The 23,656-nt window shown below is 58.3% G+C and carries 19 protein-coding genes, 1 tRNA gene and 2 pseudogenes; 13 read left to right on the top strand and 9 right to left on the bottom strand.

All coding sequences use genetic code 11. The annotated features are described in order from the left end of the window. Window positions 1-18: 18 nt before the first annotated feature. Window positions 19-1,098, top strand: coding sequence for an AI-2E family transporter (locus ACQKIK_RS01755; RefSeq protein WP_241530620.1), 1,080 nt, complete (start codon window positions 19-21; stop codon window positions 1,096-1,098). A gap of 125 nt (window positions 1,099-1,223) precedes the next feature. Here the strand turns inward: ACQKIK_RS01755 and ACQKIK_RS01750 are convergent, their stop codons facing one another. Beyond that, window positions 1,224-1,697: a peroxiredoxin gene (locus tag ACQKIK_RS01750; RefSeq protein WP_241530621.1), complete on the bottom strand. Its 474-nt coding sequence runs from the start codon at window positions 1,695-1,697 to the stop codon at window positions 1,224-1,226. A 16-nt stretch (window positions 1,698-1,713) separates the two neighbouring features. After that, on the bottom strand, window positions 1,714-2,274 hold the full coding sequence (locus ACQKIK_RS01745) for a glycine cleavage system transcriptional repressor (protein ID WP_045428702.1): 561 nt from the start codon (window positions 2,272-2,274) through the stop codon (window positions 1,714-1,716). A gap of 217 nt (window positions 2,275-2,491) precedes the next feature. Between ACQKIK_RS01745 and dapA the strand changes: the two genes are divergently transcribed. From dapA to ACQKIK_RS01705, 8 genes and pseudogenes are all read left to right on the top strand, one after another. Beyond that, window positions 2,492-3,370: a 4-hydroxy-tetrahydrodipicolinate synthase gene (dapA, locus tag ACQKIK_RS01740; RefSeq protein WP_127838853.1), complete on the top strand. Its 879-nt coding sequence runs from the start codon at window positions 2,492-2,494 to the stop codon at window positions 3,368-3,370. 39 nt (window positions 3,371-3,409) lie between these two features. After that, window positions 3,410-4,510, top strand: coding sequence for an NlpB/DapX family lipoprotein (gene bamC, locus ACQKIK_RS01735; protein ID WP_499134550.1), 1,101 nt, complete (start codon window positions 3,410-3,412; stop codon window positions 4,508-4,510). A gap of 135 nt (window positions 4,511-4,645) precedes the next feature. Then, entirely contained in the window at window positions 4,646-5,515 is an 870-nt protein-coding gene (locus ACQKIK_RS01730) for a phosphoribosylaminoimidazolesuccinocarboxamide synthase (protein ID WP_499134549.1), read from the top strand. 123 nt (window positions 5,516-5,638) lie between these two features. Beyond that, window positions 5,639-5,728 (top strand) — tRNA-Ser (locus ACQKIK_RS01725). A gap of 135 nt (window positions 5,729-5,863) precedes the next feature. Next, window positions 5,864-6,172: a hypothetical protein gene (locus ACQKIK_RS01720; protein WP_144399283.1), complete on the top strand. Its 309-nt coding sequence runs from the start codon at window positions 5,864-5,866 to the stop codon at window positions 6,170-6,172. 572 nt (window positions 6,173-6,744) lie between these two features. Beyond that, window positions 6,745-7,110, top strand: a pseudogene (locus ACQKIK_RS01715) (DUF4113 domain-containing protein); the annotation flags it as partial. Between the two features lie 1,403 nt (window positions 7,111-8,513). Next, window positions 8,514-13,397, top strand: a complete 4,884-nt coding sequence (locus ACQKIK_RS01710) for a DEAD/DEAH box helicase (RefSeq protein WP_499134548.1) — start codon at window positions 8,514-8,516, stop codon at window positions 13,395-13,397. Window positions 13,398-13,425: 28 nt separating this feature from the next. Then, the gene (locus tag ACQKIK_RS01705) at window positions 13,426-13,875 is read left to right on the top strand and encodes a hypothetical protein (RefSeq protein ID WP_045428688.1); all 450 of its coding nucleotides are present in this window, start codon (window positions 13,426-13,428) and stop codon (window positions 13,873-13,875) included. Window positions 13,876-13,994: 119 nt separating this feature from the next. Here the strand turns inward: ACQKIK_RS01705 and ACQKIK_RS01700 are convergent, their stop codons facing one another. From ACQKIK_RS01700 to ACQKIK_RS01675, 6 genes and pseudogenes are all read right to left on the bottom strand, one after another. Then, window positions 13,995-15,515, bottom strand: a complete 1,521-nt coding sequence (locus ACQKIK_RS01700) for a YfjI family protein (RefSeq protein ID WP_499134547.1) — start codon at window positions 15,513-15,515, stop codon at window positions 13,995-13,997. Further along, complete coding sequence (locus ACQKIK_RS01695; protein WP_045428687.1) at window positions 15,499-16,380, bottom strand: toprim domain-containing protein; 882 nt, start codon at window positions 16,378-16,380, stop codon at window positions 15,499-15,501. The genes ACQKIK_RS01700 and ACQKIK_RS01695 overlap by 17 nt, the downstream gene beginning before the upstream one ends. A gap of 140 nt (window positions 16,381-16,520) precedes the next feature. After that, a complete protein-coding gene (locus ACQKIK_RS01690; protein WP_045428685.1) occupies window positions 16,521-16,871 on the bottom strand; it encodes a hypothetical protein in 351 nt (116 codons plus the stop codon). Between the two features lies 1 nt (window position 16,872). Then, a complete protein-coding gene (locus ACQKIK_RS01685; RefSeq protein WP_045428683.1) occupies window positions 16,873-17,079 on the bottom strand; it encodes a helix-turn-helix transcriptional regulator in 207 nt (68 codons plus the stop codon). Between the two features lie 599 nt (window positions 17,080-17,678). After that, window positions 17,679-18,611, bottom strand: a complete 933-nt coding sequence (locus ACQKIK_RS01680; RefSeq protein WP_499135171.1) for a tyrosine-type recombinase/integrase — start codon at window positions 18,609-18,611, stop codon at window positions 17,679-17,681. A 108-nt stretch (window positions 18,612-18,719) separates the two neighbouring features. Then, window positions 18,720-18,914 (bottom strand): annotated as a pseudogene (locus ACQKIK_RS01675) (Arm DNA-binding domain-containing protein); the annotation flags it as partial. Window positions 18,915-19,505: 591 nt separating this feature from the next. On the opposite strand from ACQKIK_RS01675, the gene ACQKIK_RS01670 reads away from it, so the two are divergent. Continuing rightward, window positions 19,506-19,910 carry an OsmC family protein gene (locus ACQKIK_RS01670; RefSeq protein ID WP_499135169.1) on the top strand — a complete coding sequence of 135 codons (405 nt, stop codon included), beginning with the start codon at window positions 19,506-19,508 and terminating at the stop codon, window positions 19,908-19,910. Between the two features lie 240 nt (window positions 19,911-20,150). After that, window positions 20,151-20,696, top strand: coding sequence for a Tll0287-like domain-containing protein (locus ACQKIK_RS01665; protein ID WP_499134546.1), 546 nt, complete (start codon window positions 20,151-20,153; stop codon window positions 20,694-20,696). A gap of 228 nt (window positions 20,697-20,924) precedes the next feature. Here ACQKIK_RS01665 and ACQKIK_RS01660 read toward each other — a convergent pair whose 3' ends face one another. After that, a complete protein-coding gene (locus ACQKIK_RS01660; protein WP_499134545.1) occupies window positions 20,925-21,185 on the bottom strand; it encodes a hypothetical protein in 261 nt (86 codons plus the stop codon). Between the two features lie 170 nt (window positions 21,186-21,355). Between ACQKIK_RS01660 and ACQKIK_RS01655 the strand changes: the two genes are divergently transcribed. After that, on the top strand, window positions 21,356-22,003 hold the full coding sequence (locus ACQKIK_RS01655; RefSeq protein ID WP_045428673.1) for a hypothetical protein: 648 nt from the start codon (window positions 21,356-21,358) through the stop codon (window positions 22,001-22,003). 196 nt (window positions 22,004-22,199) lie between these two features. Further along, a complete protein-coding gene (locus ACQKIK_RS01650; RefSeq protein WP_046161908.1) occupies window positions 22,200-23,651 on the top strand; it encodes a GMC oxidoreductase in 1,452 nt (483 codons plus the stop codon). Window positions 23,652-23,656 lie beyond the last annotated feature (5 nt).

The raw sequence follows: 23,656 nt of genomic DNA, 5'->3' as shown, positions 1-23,656 counted from the left end.
GGCTGTTAAGGAAGGCATATGCTCAACGTGTTACGGAGTTGGATACATCGCTATTTCTCGGATGAGGAGGCGGTGGTCCTTGGGGTTCTGCTGGTAGTCGCCTTCGCGACAGTGTTGACCCTCGGTCACATGCTGGCCCCGGTCATCGCCGGCTTGGTGCTGGCGTATCTGATGCAGGGGTTGGTCGGTGCGCTGGAGCGAATCAAGCTGCCGCATCTGATAGCGGTTTGGCTGGTGTTTTTGATGTTCATCGGTCTGCTGACCGTCTGCATACTGTTCTTGGCGCCGTTGATGTGGCAGCAGGTGCTGACGCTGTTCAACGAGCTCCCGCGAATGCTAGTGGAATGGCAGTCGCTGCTGCTTCTTCTGCCCGAGCGCTACCCCCAATTGCTCACTGAAGTACAGGTGCTGCGGGGTATCGATTTCATCCGCGGCGAGGTCGGTCGTTATGGCCAACTCATGCTCACATCTTCGTTGTCGAGCCTGCCGCTGCTGCTGAGCTTGATGATCTATCTGATCCTGGTGCCGATCCTGGTGTTCTTTTTTCTCAAAGATCGCCAACAGATTAACGATTGGCTCAGTGGTTACCTGCCGCACGAGCGAGGGCTGATCACCCAGGTCGCGCAGGAAATGAATGTACAGATCGCCAACTACATACGCGGCAAAGCGATCGAGATTCTGATCTGTGGTGTGGTCTCGTATGCAGTGTTCGCCGCGCTTGAGCTGAACTATGCGGCGTTACTGGCCATGCTCGTCGGGATTTCGGTGGTGGTGCCCTATATCGGGGCCACTGTCGTTACCATTCCGATCGCATTGATCGGGCTCTTTCAGTGGGGGCTGGGCGACCAGTTCATCTACTTCATGGTGGCCTACGCCATTATCCAGGCGTTGGATGGCAACGTTTTAGTGCCGCTGTTGTTTTCCGAGGCGGTGAATCTGCACCCTGTTGCGATTATCTGCGCCGTTCTGCTGTTTGGGGGCTTGTGGGGTTTCTGGGGCGTGTTCTTCGCGATTCCCTTGGCGACCCTGTTCAAGGCCGTGCTTTACGCTTGGCCGCGCCGGCCGGCAACCCTGCCGGTGGTGGAACACGTCGGATAGTTCCAAAGACGGCACGCCGGAAGGGTGAGTCGGTGGGGAGCGCAGCAGGCGAGGCCACGGCAAGCTGCAAGCCGTAGCCTCAGCATTCCCGGTTTGCTGCGATGGAGCTTGGTAGGTCGCTCGGATCAGCCCTGGTGCAATGCTTGTGCGGCCTGCAGCACGGCGTCTACATGCCCTGGCACCTTCACCCCGCGCCATTCCTGCCGCAGCACGCCGTCAGCGTCGATGAGAAAGGTGCTTCGGTCTATGCCCAGATACTCCTTGCCGTAAAGCTTTTTCAGCTTGATCACGTCGAATAGCTGGCAAAGCTGCTCGTCTTTGTCGCAGATCAGCTCGAAGGGAAAGCCCTGCTTGGTCTTGAAGTTCTCATGGGTCTTCAGGCTGTCCCGCGACACGCCGAAAACGACCGTGTCGGCCGCAATGAAGGCATCGTGCTGATCGCGAAAGCCCTGGCCTTGCGTCGTGCAGCCTGGAGTATTGTCCTTTGGGTAGAAGTACAGGACCACCTGTTTGCCCTTCAACGCTTCGAGGCTGACCTGCGTGTTGCTGGTCGCCTGTGCCTGGAAGGCCGGCACGGGTTGGTCAACGGCTACGGACATGGTGGTCTTTCCTAAATTAAGGGTTCTGAGGACGCCAGGGTTCGATCAACGCATCCAGGTTTAGTGCATCGGCGAAATCGAGGAACTGGTCCCGTAGCCAGCTGATCTGCGTGCCAGCTGGCAATGTGACGGTCATTGTCGCGTTGAGCATGGTGCCGCCAGTTTGCGGTGCCTCATAGGTATCGCATGTAAGGGCTTCGAGCTCGACACGATGGTCGATAAAGAACTGGCACAACTCGTTAAGGATGTCTGGACGATAGGCCGAGCTGACGTACGCCACATAGGGCAGCGCCTGCGGTCGAGTCTCCAGTGCTTCGCTGCGCACCACATTGGTGGTGAACTCGTGCTTCTTGGCCAGGCCGGGCAGGGCCGTCTCCATTCGAGCAAGCGCGTCCCAGCTTCCGGTGATCTCCAGAACCAGGGCACAGCATTCGCCGTGTCGGGTCAGGCGCGTACTGACCACGGCGCAGCGATTCTCGTTGCTGGCTCGGCAAAGCACATTGGTGAGCGCCATCGGGCTCCGGCCCATGGCGCTGATGACGAGAAACTGTTCTCGGGGTACTGGGGGGGTGGACATGCAGATTCCTGGCGGTGATGAATCGGTCGGCCAGCCAAGCCGAAAATGGCTAAGGGTAGCGAAAAGCGTCGTCAGAGGGAATGCGTCGGCCGAGTACGCCAGTTGACTGTCGCGCCGGTGCTCAGTCGTTCCGGCGGTTGATGCCTCCAGCGTACTCGCAAAGCGCTCGGGAGCCTTGTACCATTACGCCTCTCTTTTTCCGGCAGGAGTGGGTTGCATGATTGCGGGCAGTATGGTGGCGTTGGTCACTCCCATGGACGCGCAGGGTGGTCTTGATTGGGATAGCCTGAGCAAGCTGGTCGACTTCCATCTCCAGGAAGGCACCCATGCAATCGTTGCGGTCGGTACTACTGGCGAAGCGTCTACCCTCGAAGTGGCTGAGCATATCGAGGTGATCCGTCGAGTAGTCGATCAGGTCAACGGTCGAATCCCAGTGATCGCCGGTACCGGGGCCAACTCAACGCGTGAAGCCGTCGAGCTGACTGAAAACGCCAAGCAGGCCGGCGCTGACGCCTGTCTTCTGGTGACGCCGTACTACAACAAGCCGACCCAGGAAGGTATGTATCTTCACTTCCGTCACATCGCCGAAGCTGTAGCGATTCCCCAGATTCTGTACAACGTCCCTGGGCGCACTGCCTGCGACATGCTGCCAGAAACCATCGAACGCTTGGCCAAGGTGTCGAATATCATCGGCGTCAAAGAAGCAACCGGTGATCTCAAGCGCGGGCAGGAGGTGCTTGATCGCGTCGCCAAGGACTTCCTCGTCTATTCCGGTGATGACGCGACTGCCGTGGAACTGATGCTGATGGGTGGCAAGGGCAACATCTCCGTTACCGCGAACGTTGCGCCGCGCGCGATGAGCGAGCTGTGTACCGCTGCTATCGCTGGCGATGCCGACAAGGCGCGTGCCATCAATGCGCTGTTGATGCCGCTGCACCAGACACTGTTCCTTGAGGCCAATCCGATTCCGGTGAAATGGGCTCTGCACGAGATGGGTCTTATACCGGACGGCATTCGCTTGCCGCTCACCTGGCTTAGCCAGCGTTGCCACGAGCCGCTTCGCGACGCGATGCGTCAGTCCGGTGTGCTGGCCTGATAGTCTCAGGCGTACTGGTTTAATAATGAAGGAACATGCATGAAGCGATTGGCCGGCCTCTCGACCCTAGCCTTGATCATCTCTGGAACCAGCGGTTGTGGCTGGTTTTGGGGTGAAGACGGATACTTCCGCGACCGTGGCAGCGACTACCTGCAGGCACAGCAGGTGCCGCCGATGCAGGTGCCTGGCGATGTCGAGCTGCGCCCGATCGAGCCGCTACTGCCAATCCCCCAGCAAGTAGCCGACAGCCGTGCGACAGGCGAGTACGAAGTGCCCCGTCCACAGCGTCTTGTCGCCGCCGAAGAGGCGAGCGAATACACCCTGCAAACATCTGAAGATGCGCGCTGGCTTGTTGCTATGCGTGCTCCTTCGCAAGTGTGGGCAGCTGCCCGTCAGTTCTTCACCGATAACGGCTTCCAGATTGCTGAAGAGCGGCCTCAAACCGGTGAGTTCGTAACCGCCTGGCAGACCCGCGATCAGCTCTCGCCAGCATTGGTGCGCAACCTTGGTCTGGGTGAAGGCGAAACCCGTGTAAGGGTTCGCGTCGAGCCCGGTGTGCAGCGTGATACCAGCGAGGTCTTCTTGGTCAGCGTTCAGCGCCCCGCAGACAGCAGCGCCGATGTTGCCTGGCCCGACACACCGGCAAATGCGGAGCGTGATCGTGTATTGCTCGACGAACTGCAGGCGGGGCTGAACAACAGCACCGCACAAGGTGGATCCGCCTCGCTGCTGGCTGAGCGCGAGTTCGACGCGCCAAGCCGTGTCACACTCAGTGAAGTCGGCAGCGGCGAGCCAGTGTTGCAGCTTGATACCGATTTCAACCGTGGTTGGTCGAGCGTCGGTCGTGCTCTAGCTGCGAGCGATATCCTCGTCGAGGATTTGGATAGAAGCCTTGGCGTTTACTACGTCAATCTGGCGGAAGGCGCGGCTAATCCAGACGAGAAGCCGGGTTTCTTCTCGCGCTTGTTCGGTGGAGCCCCTGACCGCGAAGAAATCGAAGCCCGCGCCGAACGTTATCAGGTACGCGTGACCGCCGAGGGAGACAAGGTACAGGTCACCCTCGACAAGGATCTCGACACCGTTGCTCCGGCTGAAACCTCGCGACGCGTGCTGAATATGCTCAAGGACAACCTGGACTGATTCTGCAAAACAGTCCGCTTCGATCAAGTCAGGCGAAACCTTTCGGTTTCGCCTGTTTCGTTTGATGACTGATCCAATCGTTGCGGCTGCGCTGTTGCGCAAGCCGGCGTAGGTTCGGCAACCGCGAGAATCGCCATGACCACTCCCAATTCCCTCAGCCTGAAGAAAATCTATTCCGGCAAGGTGCGTGATCTGTACGAGATCGACGACAAGCGCATGCTGATGGTCGCCACCGACCGGCTTTCGGCATTTGATGTGATCCTAGCCGAACCGATCCCGGAGAAAGGCAAGATCCTAACCGCCATTTCCAACTTCTGGTTCGACAAGCTTGCGCAGCTGGTCCCTAACCATTTCACCGGCGACAAGGTCGAGGACGTCGTATCTGCCGAGGAGCTGCCTCTGGTAGAGGGGCGCGCGGTAGTGGCTAAGCGTCTGAAGCCTGTGGCAGTCGAGGCCATCGTGCGGGGCTATATCGTTGGCTCAGGCTGGAAGGAGTACCAGCAAAACGGAACCGTCTGCGGCATCAAGCTGCCAGCCGGCCTGAAAGAGGCGGCCAAGCTGCCGCAGCCGATCTTTACGCCGTCGACCAAGGCGGCCGTGGGCGATCACGACGAGAACATCTCCTTCGAGCAGTGCGAAGCCATTGTCGGTAAAGAGCTTGCGGCGAAGGTGCGCGATACCTCGATCGCGCTGTACAGCGCAGCAGTCGCGTACGCAGCAACGCGGGGCATCATCATCGCCGATACCAAATTCGAGTTCGGCCTTGACGAAAACGGCGAGCTGACACTGATGGATGAAGTGCTTACGCCCGACTCCAGCCGCTTCTGGCCGGCAGACAGCTACGCTGAAGGCAGCAATCCGCCGAGCTTCGACAAACAGTTTGTCCGCGACTGGTTGGAATCCACCGGCTGGAACAAGGAGCCGCCAGCCCCGCCTGTCCCTGCTGATGTCGCGCAGAAGACTGCCGACAAATACCGTGAAGCGCTGACGCGCCTGACCAGCTGATTGGAGGCAACCGGGCGGGGCTGATCACTGCGGCCAGCCTGGCTGTCACGAAATGGCGCCGCTAAAAAATCTGAACAGTTGGGGTTAGACAAAACATACCGAGCTGCTATGATGCGCGCCGCTGGAGAGATGCCGGAGTGGCCGAACGGGACGGATTCGAAATCCGTTGAACTGGCAACAGTTCCTAGGGTTCAAATCCCTATCTCTCCGCCATTATTTAACCTGAGAGCCCCGGATTCCGGGGCTTTCTCGTTTTTGGATTTTGCAGTTCCCCCATCTGTTCCCCCAGCTCCGCGTTTCGTCGTTGGCATGGATTCTGTTTTTATCCCCAGACCGATGAGCAGTAGCTTGTCCATGCTGAACCGTATAGATTTTGACTTCGCCGGTGGCCAGAGCAAAAAGCCACGTCGCTCACATGCTTATGCGCATGGGTTTGGAGATGGAACAATGGGTTGGACGCCTGAACAGAAAGCGCGATTCGAAGAGCTTATGGCCGATCCTGCGTTGTCGATCGCAGATGTGCTGGCGGGACTGTTGCCGCCTACGCCTGAGCAATTGTCGCAGCTGGACGAGAACGGTGACTGGATCGAAGAACCGGAGGGCTTGTCGTCTTCCGGCACTTCCGGCGGGGCTCTTCCAGGTAGTTCAGCGGGTTAAGCGCCATGGTCATGGGTTATATGTCCGTTGCGGCGCCCTTAAGCTATCATTCGAACTCAGCTTCAGCTGCGCTCGCCATACTTCCATGCCTTGTTCAGGGTTGGACAGTTCTTGCTGGCTAGGCTCTTCTCGAGAAGAGCCTGCTTCCGCTGCTTTAAATTCCGGCTTTCAGCGATGCGTGACCCTGTAACGCAGGAGCGTCGTTAACCATCGGTCGACGTTAACTCTTCTTTGGTTATCACGGGCTTTCGTGACGGCCGAAGCGTGATGGTCTGCACGGTGCGGCTGTTGGCATGCTTCGCGTTACCGGCTTTTTCAGAGCTAAGGCCGTTCTGCGAAGCCTCACCGCAATCGGGCTGAATAAGAAGCTACATATCGACAGGCAGAGCATATGCGCTTCTTCGCGCGCGTATTGGTCGCGAAAGTCCATCCGAACGCAACTGGCGACGGGTATTGAAACGAATCGAGCGGCGCTACGTGCGCTGAACTTGCCCAATCAGGCCCGGCGGCACAGTGCCGGTGGCAGGCCTATTATTCACGACGCTTGCTTGATGGCAGCTTTCAGCCCAGCCAAGTTTGCCAAAGGGGTGGTCGTTGAGCTGCCTTATCCAACGGACGACACCAGATACATCACCCGCGCGGCTATCGCTGGCCTGGAGCATGTCTATCGAGAGGGCTTTTCATTCAGCAAGGCCGAGGTGCTGCTGATGGATCTCAGGCAGCGCGGCGAGTACACCAACGATCTCTTTGCCGAAACCCAGCCCGCCGCTTCAGAGCGCGTGATGGGTGTTCTGGATGCGATTAACGCCAAGTGGGGGCGCGACACCCTTAGGCCAGGCCGCGTACCCACAACGCCCGACTGGGGCATGCGGCGGGACATGATGAGTCGGAGCTTTACTACGCGAATCGATCAGCTTTGGCTGGTGCGGTGCAAGTAAGGTAAGCGTTGGATTGCAAAAAGCCCCGATCCGTTCGGGGCTTCTCATTCTAGCCTCTACCGAAACAGGCGAAGCAGACGCCCCCTTGTACATGGTTGAAATGTGGGATGTACCCAGTTCCGCCGCAACGGGTGCAATAGCCTCTTGGCCCGCGGCCCGTGCTAGGGAAGGAAGGGCCGAACTCGTCCAACTTGTTAAGCCTCTCCAGCGCCTCGGCAACAGGGGACGGAGCTGAGGTAATCACCTGTCGGCGTTCGATTGGATACGTAATGTCAGACAGCATGTAAGGGAAATCAAGATTGGCCTCCCGGATGCCCTCCTTAAGCCAACTTTGGTATGCCTGATAATGCTGGGCGTTTAGGCGGGCAGTAGCCATTACCTCTGCTGAAAAACCGTGCAAGTCGATGTAGTCCGACAAGGTTATTCGCACTACATCCGAAGTATTGGGCATCCAAAGATAGATGAATCGGTCATGGGATTGATAGCTAGGGTCATAGATGCATTGGCCATCCAGCCAGGGCAACGACAAAACGGCGGAATTCGGCCGTCCCTTAGCGGGCGAGTCGAGCCGTTCGGGCAAGGCGGCAGGAGGTAAGGGTATCCGTGTCGGATTTACGGGATTTTCATACCTCCGTGTCGCTCCCAGCGAAGCAGCACGGTCGAGTAGCCATAAAACGACAAGGGCCACTATAACAATCGCGCCCACTTCCATCCTCGCAACTCCCTACGTGAATTATTCCACAGAAATTTCGGCCATTCGCTTTTGGGTGAGCGGCGTTTTGCCAGCGCAAAAAAAATAACTAGGCGAAAAGCTTTTGTCGAGTGGCTCGGGCTCCGGATGGCGGCGGTGTACGGGGGAGCGGGTTTAGGGACAGACGATCGGATTCGTGTTGAGCGCGTTTCCTACCTAACCTGTTAAGAACGTTTTTTAAAACCCGCGCTAGGACTGATCTCTGTAGACATCAGAATAGCTGCGGTAGGACTACGGGGGCTTCTTCAGGCCCCTGCTCTGTCTTGACTGGAGGACACCAGAGCAAACCGCCATCGGGAAGATGAACAAAGGCGCCATTAAAAGGCCTGTCTGGCAACTTCCCCCTTATGTGGAAATTCCAAAAGCGCACAAACGCAGCATATTTGCGCCGAATGGCATCGCAGATCTTCACTGGCGTCGTCCCGCTCATTGGATTCGGTATCGTTGAAAGTAAGCCATGTCCGGGTGTGCGAACAGCCCAGTCTCAATCTGCTGGCCACTCGCCTACGCGCTGCTGTAAGCCGAGCATGACGGTGATTCGCTGGTCGCCTCGCGACGCCTTGACCGCGCAAACAAGCGGCACTGCGGTGGTAAACTCGCGCGAATTTGGCGCAAGCATCGCGCCAGCTGTAGTCCAAAAGGAATTCCGCGTATGTCTGCCTTGTCCGCTCTGCTCGACGCCTACCGCTGCGCCTCTGTGACCGAGCGTGAAAAGGGCACCTACTTCGAAGAGCTGATCTGTACCTATCTTCGCAACGAGGCCACCTATCGCGATCTCTATGACAAGGTGTGGACGTATGCGAGCTGGGCCAAAGAGCAAGGGCTGGACGGGCGCGACACCGGCATCGACCTGGTAGCGCGCACCCAGGGCACCGGCGAATACCACGCCATTCAGTGCAAGCTGTACGCCGAGGACTACCGCGTCCAGAAGAAAGATATCGACAGCTTCTTCACCGCCTCGGGCAAGGCGCCGTTCTCACACCGCATCATCGTCACGACCACCAACAACTGGAGCGAGCACGCCGAGAACGCTTTGCTGGGTAACCACCAAACGATCAACAAGATTGACCTGCAAGCTCTGGAAGACAGCCAGATTGACTGGGCCAAATACCAACCCAATCAGGCCGTGGCTCTTAAGGCAAAGAAGAAGCTCAGGGATCACCAGCAGACGGCTCTGAACGCCGTAATGGCCGGCCTGAAGGATGCCGAGCGCGGCAAGCTGATCATGGCCTGCGGCACGGGCAAGACCTTCACCAGCCTGAAGATTGCCGAGCGCCTCGCCGGCAAGGGCAAGCGCGTGCTGTTCCTCGTGCCCAGCCTGTCGCTGCTATCGCAAACCCTCACCGAATGGACACAGGAAAGCGAAACCCCGCTCCACAGCTTTGCCGTCTGTTCGGACAGCGACGTGGGCAAGAAGCGTAAGGTCGAGGACGATGCCGTTCAGGTCTTCACCCACGAACTGCGCTACCCGGCCACCACTAAGGCTGATCGGCTCGCAGCGGAGATGCCCAAGCGCCACGATGCCGAGCACATGAGCGTGGTGTTCTCCACGTACCACTCGATTGACGTCATCAGTCGTGCCCAGCTCGACCATGGCCTACCTGCCTTTGACCTGGTGATCTGCGACGAAGCGCACCGCACCACCGGCGCCACCTTTGGCGAGGATGACGAAAGTACTTTCGTGCGTATTCACGATGCGGACTACATCCGCGCCGCCAAGCGCCTGTACATGACCGCCACGCCTCGCATCTATGGCGACAACGCCAAGGTCAAGGCCGAGTCGGGCGATGTCACGCTGTGTTCCATGGATGACGAAACGCTGTACGGCAAAGAGCTGTTCGTCATCAACTTCTCGGAGGCCGTCCAGCGTGGGCTGCTCACCGATTACAAAGTACTGGTGCTCACGGTAGAGGAGAGTGTCATTAATCGCCGCCTTCAGGAGCTACTGAAGGATGAGGACAACCAGCTCAAGGTGGACGACGCGGCCAAGATCGTCGGTTGCTGGAAGGCGCTAGCCAAGCAGGGGCTAGCTGAACAACTGGTCGGTGACGACCAGCCCATGAAGCGCGCCGTAGCCTTCTGCCAGGTTATCTCGCCCAACTACAAGGGCACCAAGCACAAGGTCAGTTCCGTCAACATAGCCGACACGTTCCAGAAGGTTGTGGAGGCCTACCAGGACGCGGAAAACATCGACGAGGCTTCACGCCTGATTTGCAAGGCCGAGCATGTGGATGGCGGCATGAACGCCAGCCAGAAAGAAGCCAAGCTCGCCTGGCTCAAGGAAGAATCACCGGCCAACACCTGCCGTATTCTCAGCAACGTGCGGTGTCTGTCCGAAGGCGTGGACGTACCGGCGCTAGATGCCGTGCTCTTCCTCACCCCGAGAAACTCCCAAGTGGACGTGGTGCAATCGGTTGGTCGGGTAATGCGCAACGCACCGGGCAAGAAACGCGGCTATGTGGTGCTGCCAGTGGTGATACCCGCTCGTATGGAAGCCCACGAAGCGCTCAATGACAACCAGACCTACAAGGTCGTCTGGCAAGTGCTCCAGGCACTGCGCTCCCACGATGACAGCTTCGATGCCATGATCAATAAGCTCGACTTGATCGGCTCAGACCCGCGCAAGATGGAAGTCATCGCCATCACCGATAAGGTCGACAAGAAGCAAAAGTCGAAGCCGAAGCTGCCGGGCAAAGGCGGTCACGGAATTGGGGAGAAGCGAGGCAAGTATGACGGCAAGGATCAGCTGACAGATCAAGGTCAGCTCACCTACGAAGTCGGTGAAATCGAAAAGGCCATCTATGCCAAGATTGTTGCTAAATGCGGCAACCGCCATCACTGGGAAGACTGGGCCAACGACATCGCCAAGATCGCCCGTACCCACATCGACCGCATTCACGCCATCCTGGAAAATCCGGCTAACACCCAAGAAAAAGCTGCGTTTGCCGCCTTCGCCGCCGAACTGCGTGACGACCTGAATGACAGCATCAGCGATGGCGAGATTGTCGAAATGCTTGCCCAGCACCTGGTTACCAAACCGGTGTTTGATGCCCTGTTTGATGAATACAGCTTTGCCAAGCACAACCCCATGGCAAAGGCCATGCAAGGCGTGCTGGACGCGCTCCATGAGCATCACCTGGCCAAGGAAGCCGATACCCTAGAGAAGTTCTACGCCAGCGTGCGTCAACGCGCTGCCGGCATCGACAATGCCCAAGGCAAGCAGAAGATCATTGTCGAGCTGTATGACAAGTTCTTCCGCAACGCCTTCCCCAAGATGACCGAGCGACTGGGCATCGTCTACACGCCGGTGGAGGTGGTGGACTTCATCCTCCACAGCGTCAATCACTTGCTGCAACAGGAATTCGGCCAGACCCTGGGCAGCAAGGGCGTCCACATCATCGATCCGTTCACCGGCACCGGCACCTTTATCACCCGCCTGATCCAGTCAGGCCTGATCAAGCCGGACGAACTGCCGCACAAGTATCAGAACGAAATTCACGCCAACGAGCTGGTGCTGCTGGCTTATTACATTGCGGCCATCAATATCGAAGCGGCCTATCACGGTGAAGTGATCGACGAGTACACCCCGTTTGAAGGCATCTGTCTGACCGACACCTTTCAGATGTATGAAAAGGACGATCTGGTAGACGTGCTGCTGGAGGACAACAGCGCCCGGCGCAAACGGCAGAAAGAGCTGGATATTCGGGTGATTGTGGGTAATCCGCCATACTCAGTGGGCCAGGGCGATGCCAATGCCAACAACGCCAATGTGCCTTATCCATCATTGGACGCTCGCATCCGCGATACATATGCCGCACGATCTGACGCCACTAATCGAAATGCCCTTTACGACAGCTATATCCGATCCATTCGCTGGGCAAGTGACCGTATTGGCAATGCTGGGATAATCGGCTTTGTCACCAACGCGGGCTTTGTCGAAGCGAATACCGCAGACGGCTTGCGCAAGTGCTTGGTGGATGAATTTTCAAGCCTTTATGTGTTCCACCTTCGCGGCAACCAGCGCACCAGTGGCGAGACCTCGCGCAAGGAAGGAGGCAAGATTTTCGGCAGCGGCAGCCGCGCCCCTATTGCCATCTCGCTGTTGATTAAGAACCCCGAGGCGGAGGCTCACGGCCGGATATATTTCCACGACATTGGTGACTATTTGAGCCGCGAAGAAAAGCTGGAAAGGATCGAAAGATTCGGCAGCATAATTGGTGTCGAGCACTGGCAGCAGGTCATTCCAGATCAACATGGCGACTGGCTGAGGCAGCGAAATGCCGGGTTTGAGGCTTTCATTCCGGTTGGGGACAAGGATACAGCCACAAGTCTTGCTCTTTTCGAGAATTACTCACGTGGCGTTGCAACCAGCCGGGATGCGTGGTGCTTCAATTCCAGTAGCTCGAAAGTTGCTGAAAACATCATTCGAATGGCTGCTTTTTATAATCAGGAGCTGGTCAGATTTGGTGATTTTCACGGAAATGACGATAAGACCAAGAAGGCAGCAATTTTGGACTCCTTCGTCAACAACGATCCAAGCTTGATCAGCTGGAACAGGAGCCTTAAGCAAGATCTGTTGAAAGGAAAATCCCATCAATTTGAACCACGCTGCCTGACTATCGGCCTCTACAGGCCATACACCAAGCAGTGGCTCTACTTCAGTCGCCAACTGAACGATATGGTCTACCAAATGCCGCGCATCTTCCCGGATAGCACAGCAGAAAACCGGCTGATCATGATCAAGCAACGTTGGTCAGGTCAGGGTCAGCTCGCGCTGATGGTCAACCGCATTCCTGACTTGCAGAGCGATGGCGGTAGCCAATGCTTCCCCCTCTACTTGTATGACGATGCCCCCGCAGCCAGCGAGCCACCTCCGCAAACCGGCCTGTTCGACGGCCCGACTAAGCCGCAGCGCCAGCGGCGGGACGCAATCACTGATCAAGGGCTAACGCACTTCCTAACTGCCTATACCGGCGAGAAAATTAGCAAGGAAGACCTGTTCTACTACGTCTACGGCATCCTCCATTCGCCGGACTACCGCGAGCGCTTTGCCGACAATCTGAGCAAAGAGCTGCCGCGCATCCCGGCTGTGAAGAAGGCCGCAGACTTCTGGGCATTCAGTAAAGCAGGCCGCGCCCTGGCCAGCCGCCATCTGAACTACGAAACCGTCGAGCCCTACCCGCTGACCATCGAGGCCAAGGGCACGCTCACCGATGCTGATTATCGTGTTGAGAAGATGAAGTTCGCCAAGAAGGGCGACAAAACCACCGTCATCTACAACCACCGCATCACCCTCAAGGGCATCCCCGAGGCGGCCTGGGATTACGTGGTCAACGGCAAGGCCGCACTCGACTGGGTGATGGAGCGCCAGGCCGTACGCACCGACAAAGCCAGCGGCATCATCAACGACGCCAACGATTGGGCCAACGAAACCATGGGCAACCCCAAGTACCCGCTGGAGCTGTTCCAGCGGGTGGTTACGGTAAGTTTGGAAACCCAAAAGATCGTAGACGCGCTGCCGCCGTTGGATATCTAGCGCGTCGGCGACTAAGGAGAGAAAGTCGATGAAACAAGCACGGACGCTTTCAGAAAACCGCATCGCTCGCGATCTTGGAGAGGCCCTTTGCCGCCGTATGGTCGGCGGCTGTATCCGTGACCTACAGCGAATGCAGGGTCACATGCTATCGGGCGATGATTCCGGTCTGATTAACACCTGGGATGAAATCTGCGTTCAGCAGCAGATCGAACATTCATTCTCTTGGCATGCCTACGCAGCAACAATGGACGCTCTCCTTGAGCACCGGGTGAGTCAGCTGCGGCCTTATGAATTGGATGCTCTTTGGTTGTTGACCCCTCAGGGTGACGACTGGGATTGTGAGCTGGAGGATGAGCGCGAGACATATCCAGTGTCGGAACATGATGTCGTCGACTACCTGCAGGATGAGCTGCTAACGGAGGCCGCTAACTGGAGCAACGCTCGGATCTCCAGTTATTTGGAACGCGGTTACGATTGAGTTTGGCCCATCCTTACTGGGAATAGGCGGGCCAGCTGCGACATCTGCGACATCTGCGACAGCCCTATATTGCTGAGGCGCGGCGTTGCGACAGCTCTGCGACACGTTGCGACAGATCCCTAAATAGAGGGCCGTGTCGCAGGCTGTCGCAAGGGTGTCGCAACGGCAGAAGCCGCGTGCTCTTCGTTTGTCGCGAATGTCGCAGTTGTCGCTGCCGGATTAAGCCGATAACGATTACCGCCCTCCGATAGCAATTGGTTGTGCTCAACAAGTATGGCAAGTAGTGCGTCCCGGTGTTTGGCACTCTCACGAGCGACGGTCGGCCCTCGCCGCTGCAATGTTCTTGCCTCAAACGCTTGCCAATTGTTATCGATCAGCCAGTCGATCATTCGTTGTGCCTTGAATAGTTGCGGATCAGCGCACGCCGGGTTGGTCAGGCGCAGTGCCTCGCCTAAATACCAGCTCACCAGCGTGGCAGCACGTTCTATGATGGATCGGCCCAAGATGTCCGACTTCTCCACGATGGCGAGCACTCCGGCGACGCGCAGAATATTTTCCCCGCCTTTCGCGGCGGTTGGCTTTATCTCTTGCAAGTCGCCATTACGGCCCAGTCTCGCCTCGATAGCGTCGTGGGCCTTGACCCAAATGGCCTTCGCCTCTGCGTCCATCTTCAGCGCAGCTGGTTCGAGTTCGCCCCGGTCGTTAGTGGATGGCTCCAAGGAGAGAAGTTGTGTCATGCGTGCCCAATATCGCAGCAAGCGATAATCGCGGCTTGGGTTCGCCTGTTGATAAAAGCGGGTGCCCGCCAACGACTGCGGCCAGGCGATCAGAAAGCGAGCGAGGAAGCCTTGCCCTTGCAACAACGGATTGCCCAGCACTTCCTTCGCGACGATGGGTTGGATCATAAGATGGACGCTTAGACGGCAACCGCTGCGTGACGCGCTTTCACCTTCGGCGGCGCGGGTACGGGTAATCGGTGCGCCATCCCATAGCTTCGACAGCCCCGCGACGCTCTTGAGCATGTTTTCCGGCTTGCTGGCGTGCCCACCAAAAAACTGTCCGCCCTCGTCGCTGAATAGCCCTTGTGATAAGCGTCCGCGTAGCAGCGACTTTTGCAATCCTTCCAGGGTGGGCTCTTCAGCCAGGATGAACGGCAGTGGCGGCGGTACGGGCTCTTGCAATTCGCCCAACGCAGCGGCGGCAGCCGTGGGGTTGCCTTTAGCCTTTTCCAAAATCGCTGCGCGGGCGCACTGAAAGGCGTCTCGGCCGTCCCGGTACTGCTTTTGCTCAGCGGAGTGACGCTCCAGCAGCAAGCTTTGCCAGTCGTGATGCGAGCGCAGCGCCAGGCGATCAGCGGCTGATTTACGATCTCCTGACTCCGCCACGGTAAGCGCAAACAGTGACAATGGAATCGGCTGGCCGTCCCGCTGAACGTTGCCATGCGGCTGTGCGGCCATTGCGGCCGCCGCCAGGACCGACTGCGCTGCAAGCGCAGCGGGCACTTGTACCGCTTCCACGATGGCAGCGGCAGCGCCCCCCAGCGCGTCGCCTAAGGCTTCCAGCGGATAGGGAGCAGCTTCCTCCAGGTCAGGCAGTAGCGGCAGGGGCTCGGGATAGCTTGGCTCAGGCATCAGATTCATTGGTTTGCCTCTGCCATTGTCTCAGGTCGTTGAAATCGGAAAGGTTTAGGGGCTCGGTTCCACTCCAGGGCGGCATAACCACACCGCAGCCGAGCAGTGCGGCGGCATGGTTGGCCGAAGTGCGTCCCGGGTTGCCCTTGGTCAGGCGATCGTCGTCGCCGGCCACGACCAGCGGGCTATCAGGGTAGGTGCGGCGTAGTTGTTGGCCAACAGCTAACAAGTTGCCCGCATTCATAGCGCAGGCCACAGCGGCGCCGTTGTGCTCGTGAATGGTGGCTCCGGTTGCCCAGCCTTCGCAGAGATAGAGTGGCCGCCCCGGCTTGAGGGTGCCGATGGGTGAATGGGCGTTTTTTATCCTGCCGCCGGCAAGGAATCGCTTGGAGCCGTCCGGGTGAATACGCTGAAGGTTAGCCAGCACCCGATCCAGGTATAGCGGTACGAGCAGCACATCGCCTTGCTGGCGTAAGCCATGAACCTGACAGCCCTTGCGGCGGAGGTAAGGATGGTCGTTGCCAGCTGGCGCGGCGGTGCGCCAACAACGCTGCGCCTCGAGTGCGACGGCCTGTTGACGTTGATGTTGCTTGGCCTCCCGCTGGTGCCGGGCTTGCTCAACGCGTTTGCGTATTAGCTCGGCTTCGGCTAGATCGGTCGGCTTGCGACTGTTCCAAGTATGGTAGTCGCCGGCTTTCCAGCTGCCGAAGGCGCCTGAGGGGATGCCATCCAAGTGCAGAACGTACCAGCCGTTCTGTGTGCCGGGCCTGTCCCCGGGAACGTGGAGGCGGTGAATTTTCCCGTCAGCTGCGGGGAGACAATCTATCTGCCCCCAAGCCGCTTGAAGAGCTTCACGGAAGGCAACCTCAATCATGAGCCGACCTCCAAGATGAAGAGTCCAGCAACGGTGAGCAGCTCGACGGCTCGTGGGTAGCAGGGGAGCCAGTACGCGGTTTTTTGCAGGCAAGCCGGGAGCGTCCCAGCCTTGCGGCGGGTCGGTATCTTCGACATGAGTTAGTTCTCGCGATAGGGACGGGCGCTGTTCTTCAGCGTCGCCAGGACGGCCAGGGCACGGCTATGTTCGGACGGTGGCAGGCTGTAGCGGGTGACGCGGCAGGGCATTCCCCAACGGTTCGGCACCTTTTCCTGGCGGCGCAGGAAGATCAGGGCATGTCGCTTAGGGTCAGCCAGCACGGCAATAGTGCTGTTCAGGCAGTGGTCGCCCAGGTGTTCGGCCTCGAAGCGGTTGATGTCAGCGCCTGTCAGCAGGTGCGCCAGAATTCGAGCGATCTTTGACGGGACGGCGATACCGGGCCGGCTTTGCGGCATTTGGGTTTGCTCTTCAAGGTGGGTCGTCTTTTTCATGTCAGACGATCTCGCCTAATTGCTCAGCGATCCACAATTCGACTTCGACGGAGTTCCAGCCCACCGCGTGAGCTCCGGCAATTTGGTGGGACTTTGGAAATCGGCCTTCCTTCATTAGATCGTAAATTGTGGTGCGGCCCAGGCCAGTGCGGGCCTTAACGGTTGGCAGGCGCCAAATAGAGCGGGAGTTTTGTACGGCTACGGTCATCGTCGTTTTCTCTTGGAGCGCCGCGATATGCGGCGGACGATGCGTAATCTATGGGGGGAAGGCCGCGAGGACTAAACCACTAAATCGGAGTATTTAATGGTGGCTGGCCTTCGAGCTCGTCAACTATGGCACGAAGCTCGGAGTCGAGAAATAACTCTACGTCATCGCGATATTTTCGAAACGCGCGAGGGACAACTCGATCAGACTCTCCATAACGATCAGCCACATCATTGCAGGCCGCCTCCCAGCCAAGCCCTTCTCTTTTGAGGAGTAAGACGGCCGCCGCCAGGTAGAAATCCCGGTCGCTTACGCTAGGATCTGTTGGGCGCCCTCGGCTGCGTTGTAGAAGCAAGTTTCCGTCTTCCTTGCCGGCTGTACGTCTTAGAACTTGCCCAAAGACCACTGTTAGATAGCGGTCAAGTACACTCAGGTCGTATGGCTGGCCCGCGGCCATCCGCTCATGGAAGTACTCGATTAGGCATCGCTCTGCATAGTACTCACCATCCAGAGCGCATAAGAGCCCCTCTTCAAGCTCGTCAGAACTGGCATCTGCCCACTTGGACTCTGGTAGCTCCCGAGTTGAGTCGAGTTCAGGAGGCTTAGTCATGGGCAGCTCTCCGAAGCGCGACAACCTTGGAAACGGGCGCTTGGGTCGCATACTTAGCCCAATCGGCCATCAGGGCCCGGCGCTTCTCAAAAATATCTCCGCGCCAGTAGGCTGCTTCAGCTCCTTCTGCAATTTTGTGTGCAAGCGCCATTTCGCAAACTTCGCGCGGGTACTGGGTGCGCTCGGCTGCCCAGTCGCGGAAGGTGCTGCGAAATCCATGCATGGTCAGATTGCCGCGTCCCATCCGGCGCAGTCCCATCAGCATTGCCAAGTTAGAGAGGGGACGGCCTTGCCTTGCGCCAGGGAACAGATAGGGGCTCCCATCGATGCGAGGCAAGCTGCCAAGCACCTTTAGGGCAGCATCGGACAGCGGAACGCGGTGATCTTTGCCTGCCTTCATTCGGGCTGCAGGAATCGTCCAGGTATGCGATTCCAGGTCAACTTCATCCCAAGTCGCGCCCAATACCTCTGATGTACGGCAAGCAGTCAGGATCGTCAGCCGTATGGCGGCATAACTTAAAGCGTCATGCTTGGCTAGCCCGTCCATAAATGCCGGTAGGTCCGGCCAGGGTAGGGCGGTGTGATGCTCGACTGCGCGTACCTTAGCCCGCTTCGGCAGCAATTTGTCTAGGTGCCCGCGCCAGCGTGCCGGGTTTTCTCCGTCGCGTAGACCCCGTGCCTTGGCTGCGTCAAGGATCAACTCGATGCGGTTTCGCACGCGGCTGGCCGTTTCCGTTTTGGTGATCCAGATCGGTTGCAGAATTTCCAGCACATGCGCGGTGGAGACTTCGGCTGCGGGAAGATGGCCGATGACCGGCTCGGCATATGTGGCGAGCGTGTTTTCCCACTGTTGGGCGTGCTTAACGTTTTTCCAGCCGGCGCGGTGCGCAGCGATGTAGTCAGTGGCCACTTTTTTGAAGGTCACGGCCTTTGCGGCGGCCACCATCTGGCTGGCGCGCAGAGCTTCCCGTTCGGCATCTCGTGTGGCCATTGGGTCGGCGCCAGCGGTCAATAGTTTGCGCTGATCGGCAGCTGCCTGGCGGGCGGCCTTCAAACCGATGTCAGGGAACCCGCCCAAGCCCATTTCTCGCCGTTTTCCGTTGAGCTGGTAACGCATAACCCAAGATTTGCGCCCAGTGGCCTTCACAACAAGGCGCAGTCCGTCGCCGTCCTCATAGGTTCCTGGCTCAGACAGGTTCTCGACTTGCTTTGGGTTCAGCTTGCCCATGTTGTTCCGTCTCCGTGATCTTGTTCCCCCACTTGTTCCCCCATATTTTGGTGGAAATCTGCAATATGGGATGAACTACTACGGACAGATAATAGGCTGAAAGGCCCATTAAACATAGGGCTGGCGGGCTAGTACGAAAATAGGCGGACGGAATGAAGGCGGACTATCTCTCCGCCATTCTTCTAGAAGCCCCGTAATTTCATGATTACGGGGCTTTTTAGTTTCTGCGATTTGGTTTGGTCTGGTGGAGCCATCGCTCCGCGACCGCCACCTCACCCTGCGTCGCCTCATCCTTTTCCGTGGCCGGTGCTAGAGTCGGACCAGAGGCTACGCGCTCTTACTTCCGAGATGTCCCAGTCTGTTCAGATTGACTTGCCAGAGAAGTTCTGGCGGCAGAACTATTTGTTTCTATACAAAATACAAAATACAAATACATATAATATAGTTCGTGCACGTTATCGGCGGGATACGAAAAGCGTTGTCAGGCACGCGTTCGGTGGGTTCGCGGTTCATCATCAACCGCACGCCAGGCGCTCAAAGCTCTTTTCTCAGGGACATAACCACGTGAAGACCATCAGTGTTCAGGGCAGCATGGGTAACGGCTTCGCAATCGAAGTGGCTTGCGGCAATCACCGAGTATTCATCGATCAGCCACGCGCCGCGTTCGGTACTGATACCGGGCCGAGCCCGCTGGAGTTGGTCTTGGCGGCGCTTGCGGGATGCTTCGGAACGATCGGTCGTTTCCTCGCCCACCAGCGCAAGGTGGAGCTGCGCGGCATGCGCTTCGAAGTTGAGGCGGACTACGATCCGGCCGGGTTGCTCGGGCGTGACACCAGCGTGCGGCCGGGCTTCGAGGAAGTGCGTCTTCGGGTGGATATCGATGCTGACATGACGCTGGAGCAAAAACAGGAATTCCTCGCTGAGGTAGAGCGCCGGTGTCCGCTGGCAGACAACCTGCTGCGTGGCACGCGTCTGCACAGCGAGTTGGCAGGCTGAGAGCTGAAGCCGAACACCCGCTAAAGCAAAGGGCAGCTGGGCGCGGAGGGCGCTGAAGCGCTTTGGCGTAGTGGGCTGGACGGTTAGTCGGCGCTGGCGTGCGCGCCCCGTGCGGCAGCACATAGGTAATCCGCGGCAGCGCCGTAGCTGCCTGGTCGCAGGACGGTTCGATGATCGCCGGCCCTGTTGATTTTCGATTCCATTCATCGCATTCGGCCGCTAGGCCGGCAAGGAGTTTTTATGCGCTATCTGTTGCCCTTGAGCTGTTTGGCGTTCAGCTTGTCTGCCCAAGCGGAGCCACTGGATCCGTTGATCAGTGAGGGGATGGCACTCATTCCTCCGTTTCAGCAGCAGCTGATGGCCACGGTGAAGTCCGCTGTGGAAAGTGGCGGACCGCAACAGGCGGTGCAGGCCTGCCAGCAATTGGCGCCGCAGATCACTGCCGAGCATAGCGAGGCGCCTTGGCGGGTGGGTCGCACGGCACTGAAGCTGCGTAACCAGGACAATGCGCCTGATCCCTGGGAGCGCGCCGTGCTGGAGCAGTTTCAGCAGCGCGCTGCGGAGGGGGAGCCGCTGCAAAACATGTCGCATGCCGAAATGGTGGACGGTGAGTTTCGAATGATGAAGGCCATTCCCACTGGCGAGGCGTGTCTGGCCTGTCATGGTGGTTCGATCAAACCCGAGCTGGCGGCGCTGATTGACCAGTATTACCCCGAGGACGAGGCTCGAGGCTTCAAGCTTGGGGAGCTGCGGGGCGCTTTCACGCTCAGGCGTGCTGTCGACTAGCCGTCTGCTTTACTGACCTGCCCGTGGCCGCCCGGCTGCGGCGCACGGAGAATGTAGTCGTGTATTTGGACAGCGCCTCCACATACAAGCTGTAGCATCCCGCCGCTTTGCTCATGCGCCGATGCGTCCTGCCACGCTGGCCAGTCCAGACGCCGGGTGTAACAAGGCTGATGCCGTCCACGGTCGCAGACGGCAACTCAGGTCGTCGCCAGCGCGATGGTCAGCCGATCAGCGTTTCTGCGAATCCTCTTCGTCATCTACGCGCTCGTCGTCTCCGTGAGCGTTTTCGATCGTGTCCTCGGTTAAACGTGGTTGCGGGTCTTCGCCGGTAGGGTTCTGGTAGCCATGTGCGCTTGCCTCGTTGTTGAGGTCCTGCTGGGCCTGGCTGTTTGTGTCGGCTGGCTCAGGCTCGGTCGCCTCCTGATTGGCCGATGCAGCGGTTGCTAGCAAGGCTAGTAACACTGTTGACGCGATGCTCAAGCTCTTCATTTGATTTCCCTCGACTGTTTGCGGGCTCCATGTCTCGGACCTGCTGCGGATGGCGTTCGTTCGTGTCTGCTGCCGGACGGGCCGCGAGTGGAGCGGCGCATACCGACAGGGGTCGGGCACCCAGTCGTATTTGGACTGTCTCAGCTGGGAATCACTTACCGAGACGCTACATGATCGATTGGTTAATGAAGAACCAGCAGCTCGTTTCGTTGCTGATCTCCTTGAGCACGCTTTTGGTATGGATGTTCTATGCGCATTTGCTCTTGCGAAACTTCAGACGGCAGCGTCAGCCGAGCCTGCTTATCAATCGAGGCGCAGGCAAAGGACTCGGCTCGCTTTGCATCATCTCCAACATGAGTGCCGAGCCGATGTTCATCAATCAGCTCGTGGTCTCGGTGGTGACGTCACGTGGGCCCTTGGAAGTCGATATCACCGACATTCGCCAGAGCATGGAAGATGACGTGTCCCCCGACCTCGCCATCCACCAGACCACCCACCAGGGGCCGTTAAGCAGTGGTGATTTCATTCACGTCGGGACCTTTCAGGGTATGTTGCGGCGAGTTGCTGAACTCAATGGCATCGAGCTTCAAGGCCATCAGCCAGTGGGTGACTGGCAGTTCCACTGCATGGAAATCCGCGCGGTGGCGTTTTACGGGCCAGAGCGCCACCCGCTGGGTGTGTTGCGCCGCTTCAAGCTGGGCGACCTCACCGATCCGGAATGCCGTCTGGTGCCGGAGAGCCCGTTCACCCACCAGCTGACCTCCTGGCGTGACCGTCGCCGGGTAAGGCGATGGCTATCGGAAGGGCTGGATGACTAGCCCTTCGCACGCATGGGCTTAAGCAGGCTGGAACTCCGCTTCGTTTCAAAGGTCACGTAGAACTGGCTTCTCAGCGCGTGTCGTAGCGATACGCCGGGTTTAAGCCGTGACATGCGCTGCGCAGCAGGACATTGCTGACGTGTAAACGATTGGACAGCTTGGTTTCGGCGAGGCTGCAGCACTAAGGGAATCGGTCGTGGAGATCAACCGGGTAAGCGCAAAGGACATCAACGAAGAGCACTATGAGTTGGTTGTAGTCGGGTCTGGTTTTGGTTCGAGCTTCTTTTTGACCGAAGCCTTGAAACACCTCACCGGGCGCGCATTGATCCTAGAGTGGGGTGACTTCCACCCCTGGGATTGGCAGATCCAGACCCAGAGCAGTTCTGCCATCAAGCCGGACTCCACCTACGACAACCGCGGCGAAAAGCCCTGGAATACCACCATCGCCTTGGGCGGTGGAATGAATTGCTGGTATTCGCAGACGCCTCGTTTGCATCCCAGCGATTTCGCCATTCGGACGCGCTACGGTGTCGGCAACGATTGGCCGCTGAGCTATGCCGAGCTCGAACCCTACTATTGCCAGGCCGAGCAGATCATGTCGATCGCGGGCGACCCAGACATGACCCGAGTGTTGCCTCGCAGCCAACCCTTCCCCCAGCCTCCACATAAAGGCTCCTCCATTGACATGTTGATGAAGGAGGCCATGCCCGACCATCATTTCATCATGCCGACCGGGCGTGCTCGGGTCGCGACCGGCACCCGAGGCGTCTGCTGTGCCAATGCCACCTGCAATCTCTGCCCGATGAACGCCAAGTTCACCGCGCAGAATGGCTTGGCCGAGCTGTACAGCCATCCCAAGGTAGATGTGTGCCTGAAGACCGAAGTGCGCACACTCGAATACCAAGGCAACATCATTAAGGGCGTCACGATCCGCTCCGATGGGCAGGAGTTCAAAGTATTCGGTGATCTGTTCGTGCTGGGCGCCAATGCCATTCAGAGCCCGGCGATCCTGCTGCGTTCGGATATCGACTTTGGCGAAACCGGTATGGGCCTGCACGAGCAAGTGGGGGCCAACGTCGAGGTGTATCTCGATGGGCTGGGCAACTTCGATGGCAGCACGATTACCACTGGCCTTAATTACTCGCTATACGACGGTGACTTCCGTAAGGAGCACTCGGCGTGCCTGGTCTACTTTGAAAATCGCTGGCCGTATGGGCTACGCCCAGAAATCGGACGCTGGAACCAGACGCTGCCGTTGATGCTGGTGAGCGAAGACCTGCCCAACGTCGAGAACCGGGTCGTCATCGACCCGCAGACAGGGCAGGCGATCATCGACTACCGCGGCGAGTCCGACTACGGCATGAAGGGGGTTCAGTACGGCCTCGATAGCCTGGAAAAATTGCTCGCGCCGCTGCCGGTTGAGTCGATCAACTTCAGGGAATGGCGTCTGACGGAGTCGCACGTGCAGGGCACGTTGCGCATGGGGCAGGTGGATGACGGTTCGGTCGTCGATGGGCATATGGTGCATCACAAGATGCGCAATCTTGTTGTCGTCGGTACTGCGACTTACCCCAGCTGCTCGCCGGCGAATCCCAGCCTGACGGCTGCCGCCTTGTCCATCCGTGCTGCCGACCTGCTTTATAGCTAAGGATT

The organism is Pseudomonas sp. NPDC047961 (assembly GCF_050272435.1).
Taxonomy (GTDB): Bacteria; Pseudomonadota; Gammaproteobacteria; order Pseudomonadales; family Pseudomonadaceae; genus Stutzerimonas.
This window is presented reverse-complemented; position numbering and strand designations above follow the sequence as displayed.

What these genes read in the sequence shown, in the direction of transcription:
- ACQKIK_RS01755 (WP_241530620.1), top strand. Translation starts at nt 19, where the DNA reads ATGCTCAACGTGTTACGGAGTTGGATACATCGCTATTTCTCGGATGAG.
- ACQKIK_RS01700 (WP_499134547.1), bottom strand. Translation starts at nt 15,515, where the DNA reads ATGAATCTGATGCCTGAGCCAAGCTATCCCGAGCCCCTGCCGCTACTG.
- ACQKIK_RS01710 (WP_499134548.1), top strand. Translation starts at nt 8,514, where the DNA reads ATGTCTGCCTTGTCCGCTCTGCTCGACGCCTACCGCTGCGCCTCTGTG.
- ACQKIK_RS01685 (WP_045428683.1), bottom strand. Translation starts at nt 17,079, where the DNA reads ATGACCGTAGCCGTACAAAACTCCCGCTCTATTTGGCGCCTGCCAACC.
- dapA (WP_127838853.1), top strand. Translation starts at nt 2,492, where the DNA reads ATGATTGCGGGCAGTATGGTGGCGTTGGTCACTCCCATGGACGCGCAG.
- ACQKIK_RS01745 (WP_045428702.1), bottom strand. Translation starts at nt 2,274, where the DNA reads ATGTCCACCCCCCCAGTACCCCGAGAACAGTTTCTCGTCATCAGCGCC.
- ACQKIK_RS01750 (WP_241530621.1), bottom strand. Translation starts at nt 1,697, where the DNA reads ATGTCCGTAGCCGTTGACCAACCCGTGCCGGCCTTCCAGGCACAGGCG.
- ACQKIK_RS01665 (WP_499134546.1), top strand. Translation starts at nt 20,151, where the DNA reads ATGCGCTATCTGTTGCCCTTGAGCTGTTTGGCGTTCAGCTTGTCTGCC.
- ACQKIK_RS01705 (WP_045428688.1), top strand. Translation starts at nt 13,426, where the DNA reads ATGAAACAAGCACGGACGCTTTCAGAAAACCGCATCGCTCGCGATCTT.
- ACQKIK_RS01670 (WP_499135169.1), top strand. Translation starts at nt 19,506, where the DNA reads ATGGGTAACGGCTTCGCAATCGAAGTGGCTTGCGGCAATCACCGAGTA.
- bamC (WP_499134550.1), top strand. Translation starts at nt 3,410, where the DNA reads ATGAAGCGATTGGCCGGCCTCTCGACCCTAGCCTTGATCATCTCTGGA.
- ACQKIK_RS01730 (WP_499134549.1), top strand. Translation starts at nt 4,646, where the DNA reads ATGACCACTCCCAATTCCCTCAGCCTGAAGAAAATCTATTCCGGCAAG.
- ACQKIK_RS01655 (WP_045428673.1), top strand. Translation starts at nt 21,356, where the DNA reads ATGATCGATTGGTTAATGAAGAACCAGCAGCTCGTTTCGTTGCTGATC.
- ACQKIK_RS01695 (WP_045428687.1), bottom strand. Translation starts at nt 16,380, where the DNA reads ATGATTGAGGTTGCCTTCCGTGAAGCTCTTCAAGCGGCTTGGGGGCAG.
- ACQKIK_RS01690 (WP_045428685.1), bottom strand. Translation starts at nt 16,871, where the DNA reads ATGAAAAAGACGACCCACCTTGAAGAGCAAACCCAAATGCCGCAAAGC.
- ACQKIK_RS01660 (WP_499134545.1), bottom strand. Translation starts at nt 21,185, where the DNA reads ATGAAGAGCTTGAGCATCGCGTCAACAGTGTTACTAGCCTTGCTAGCA.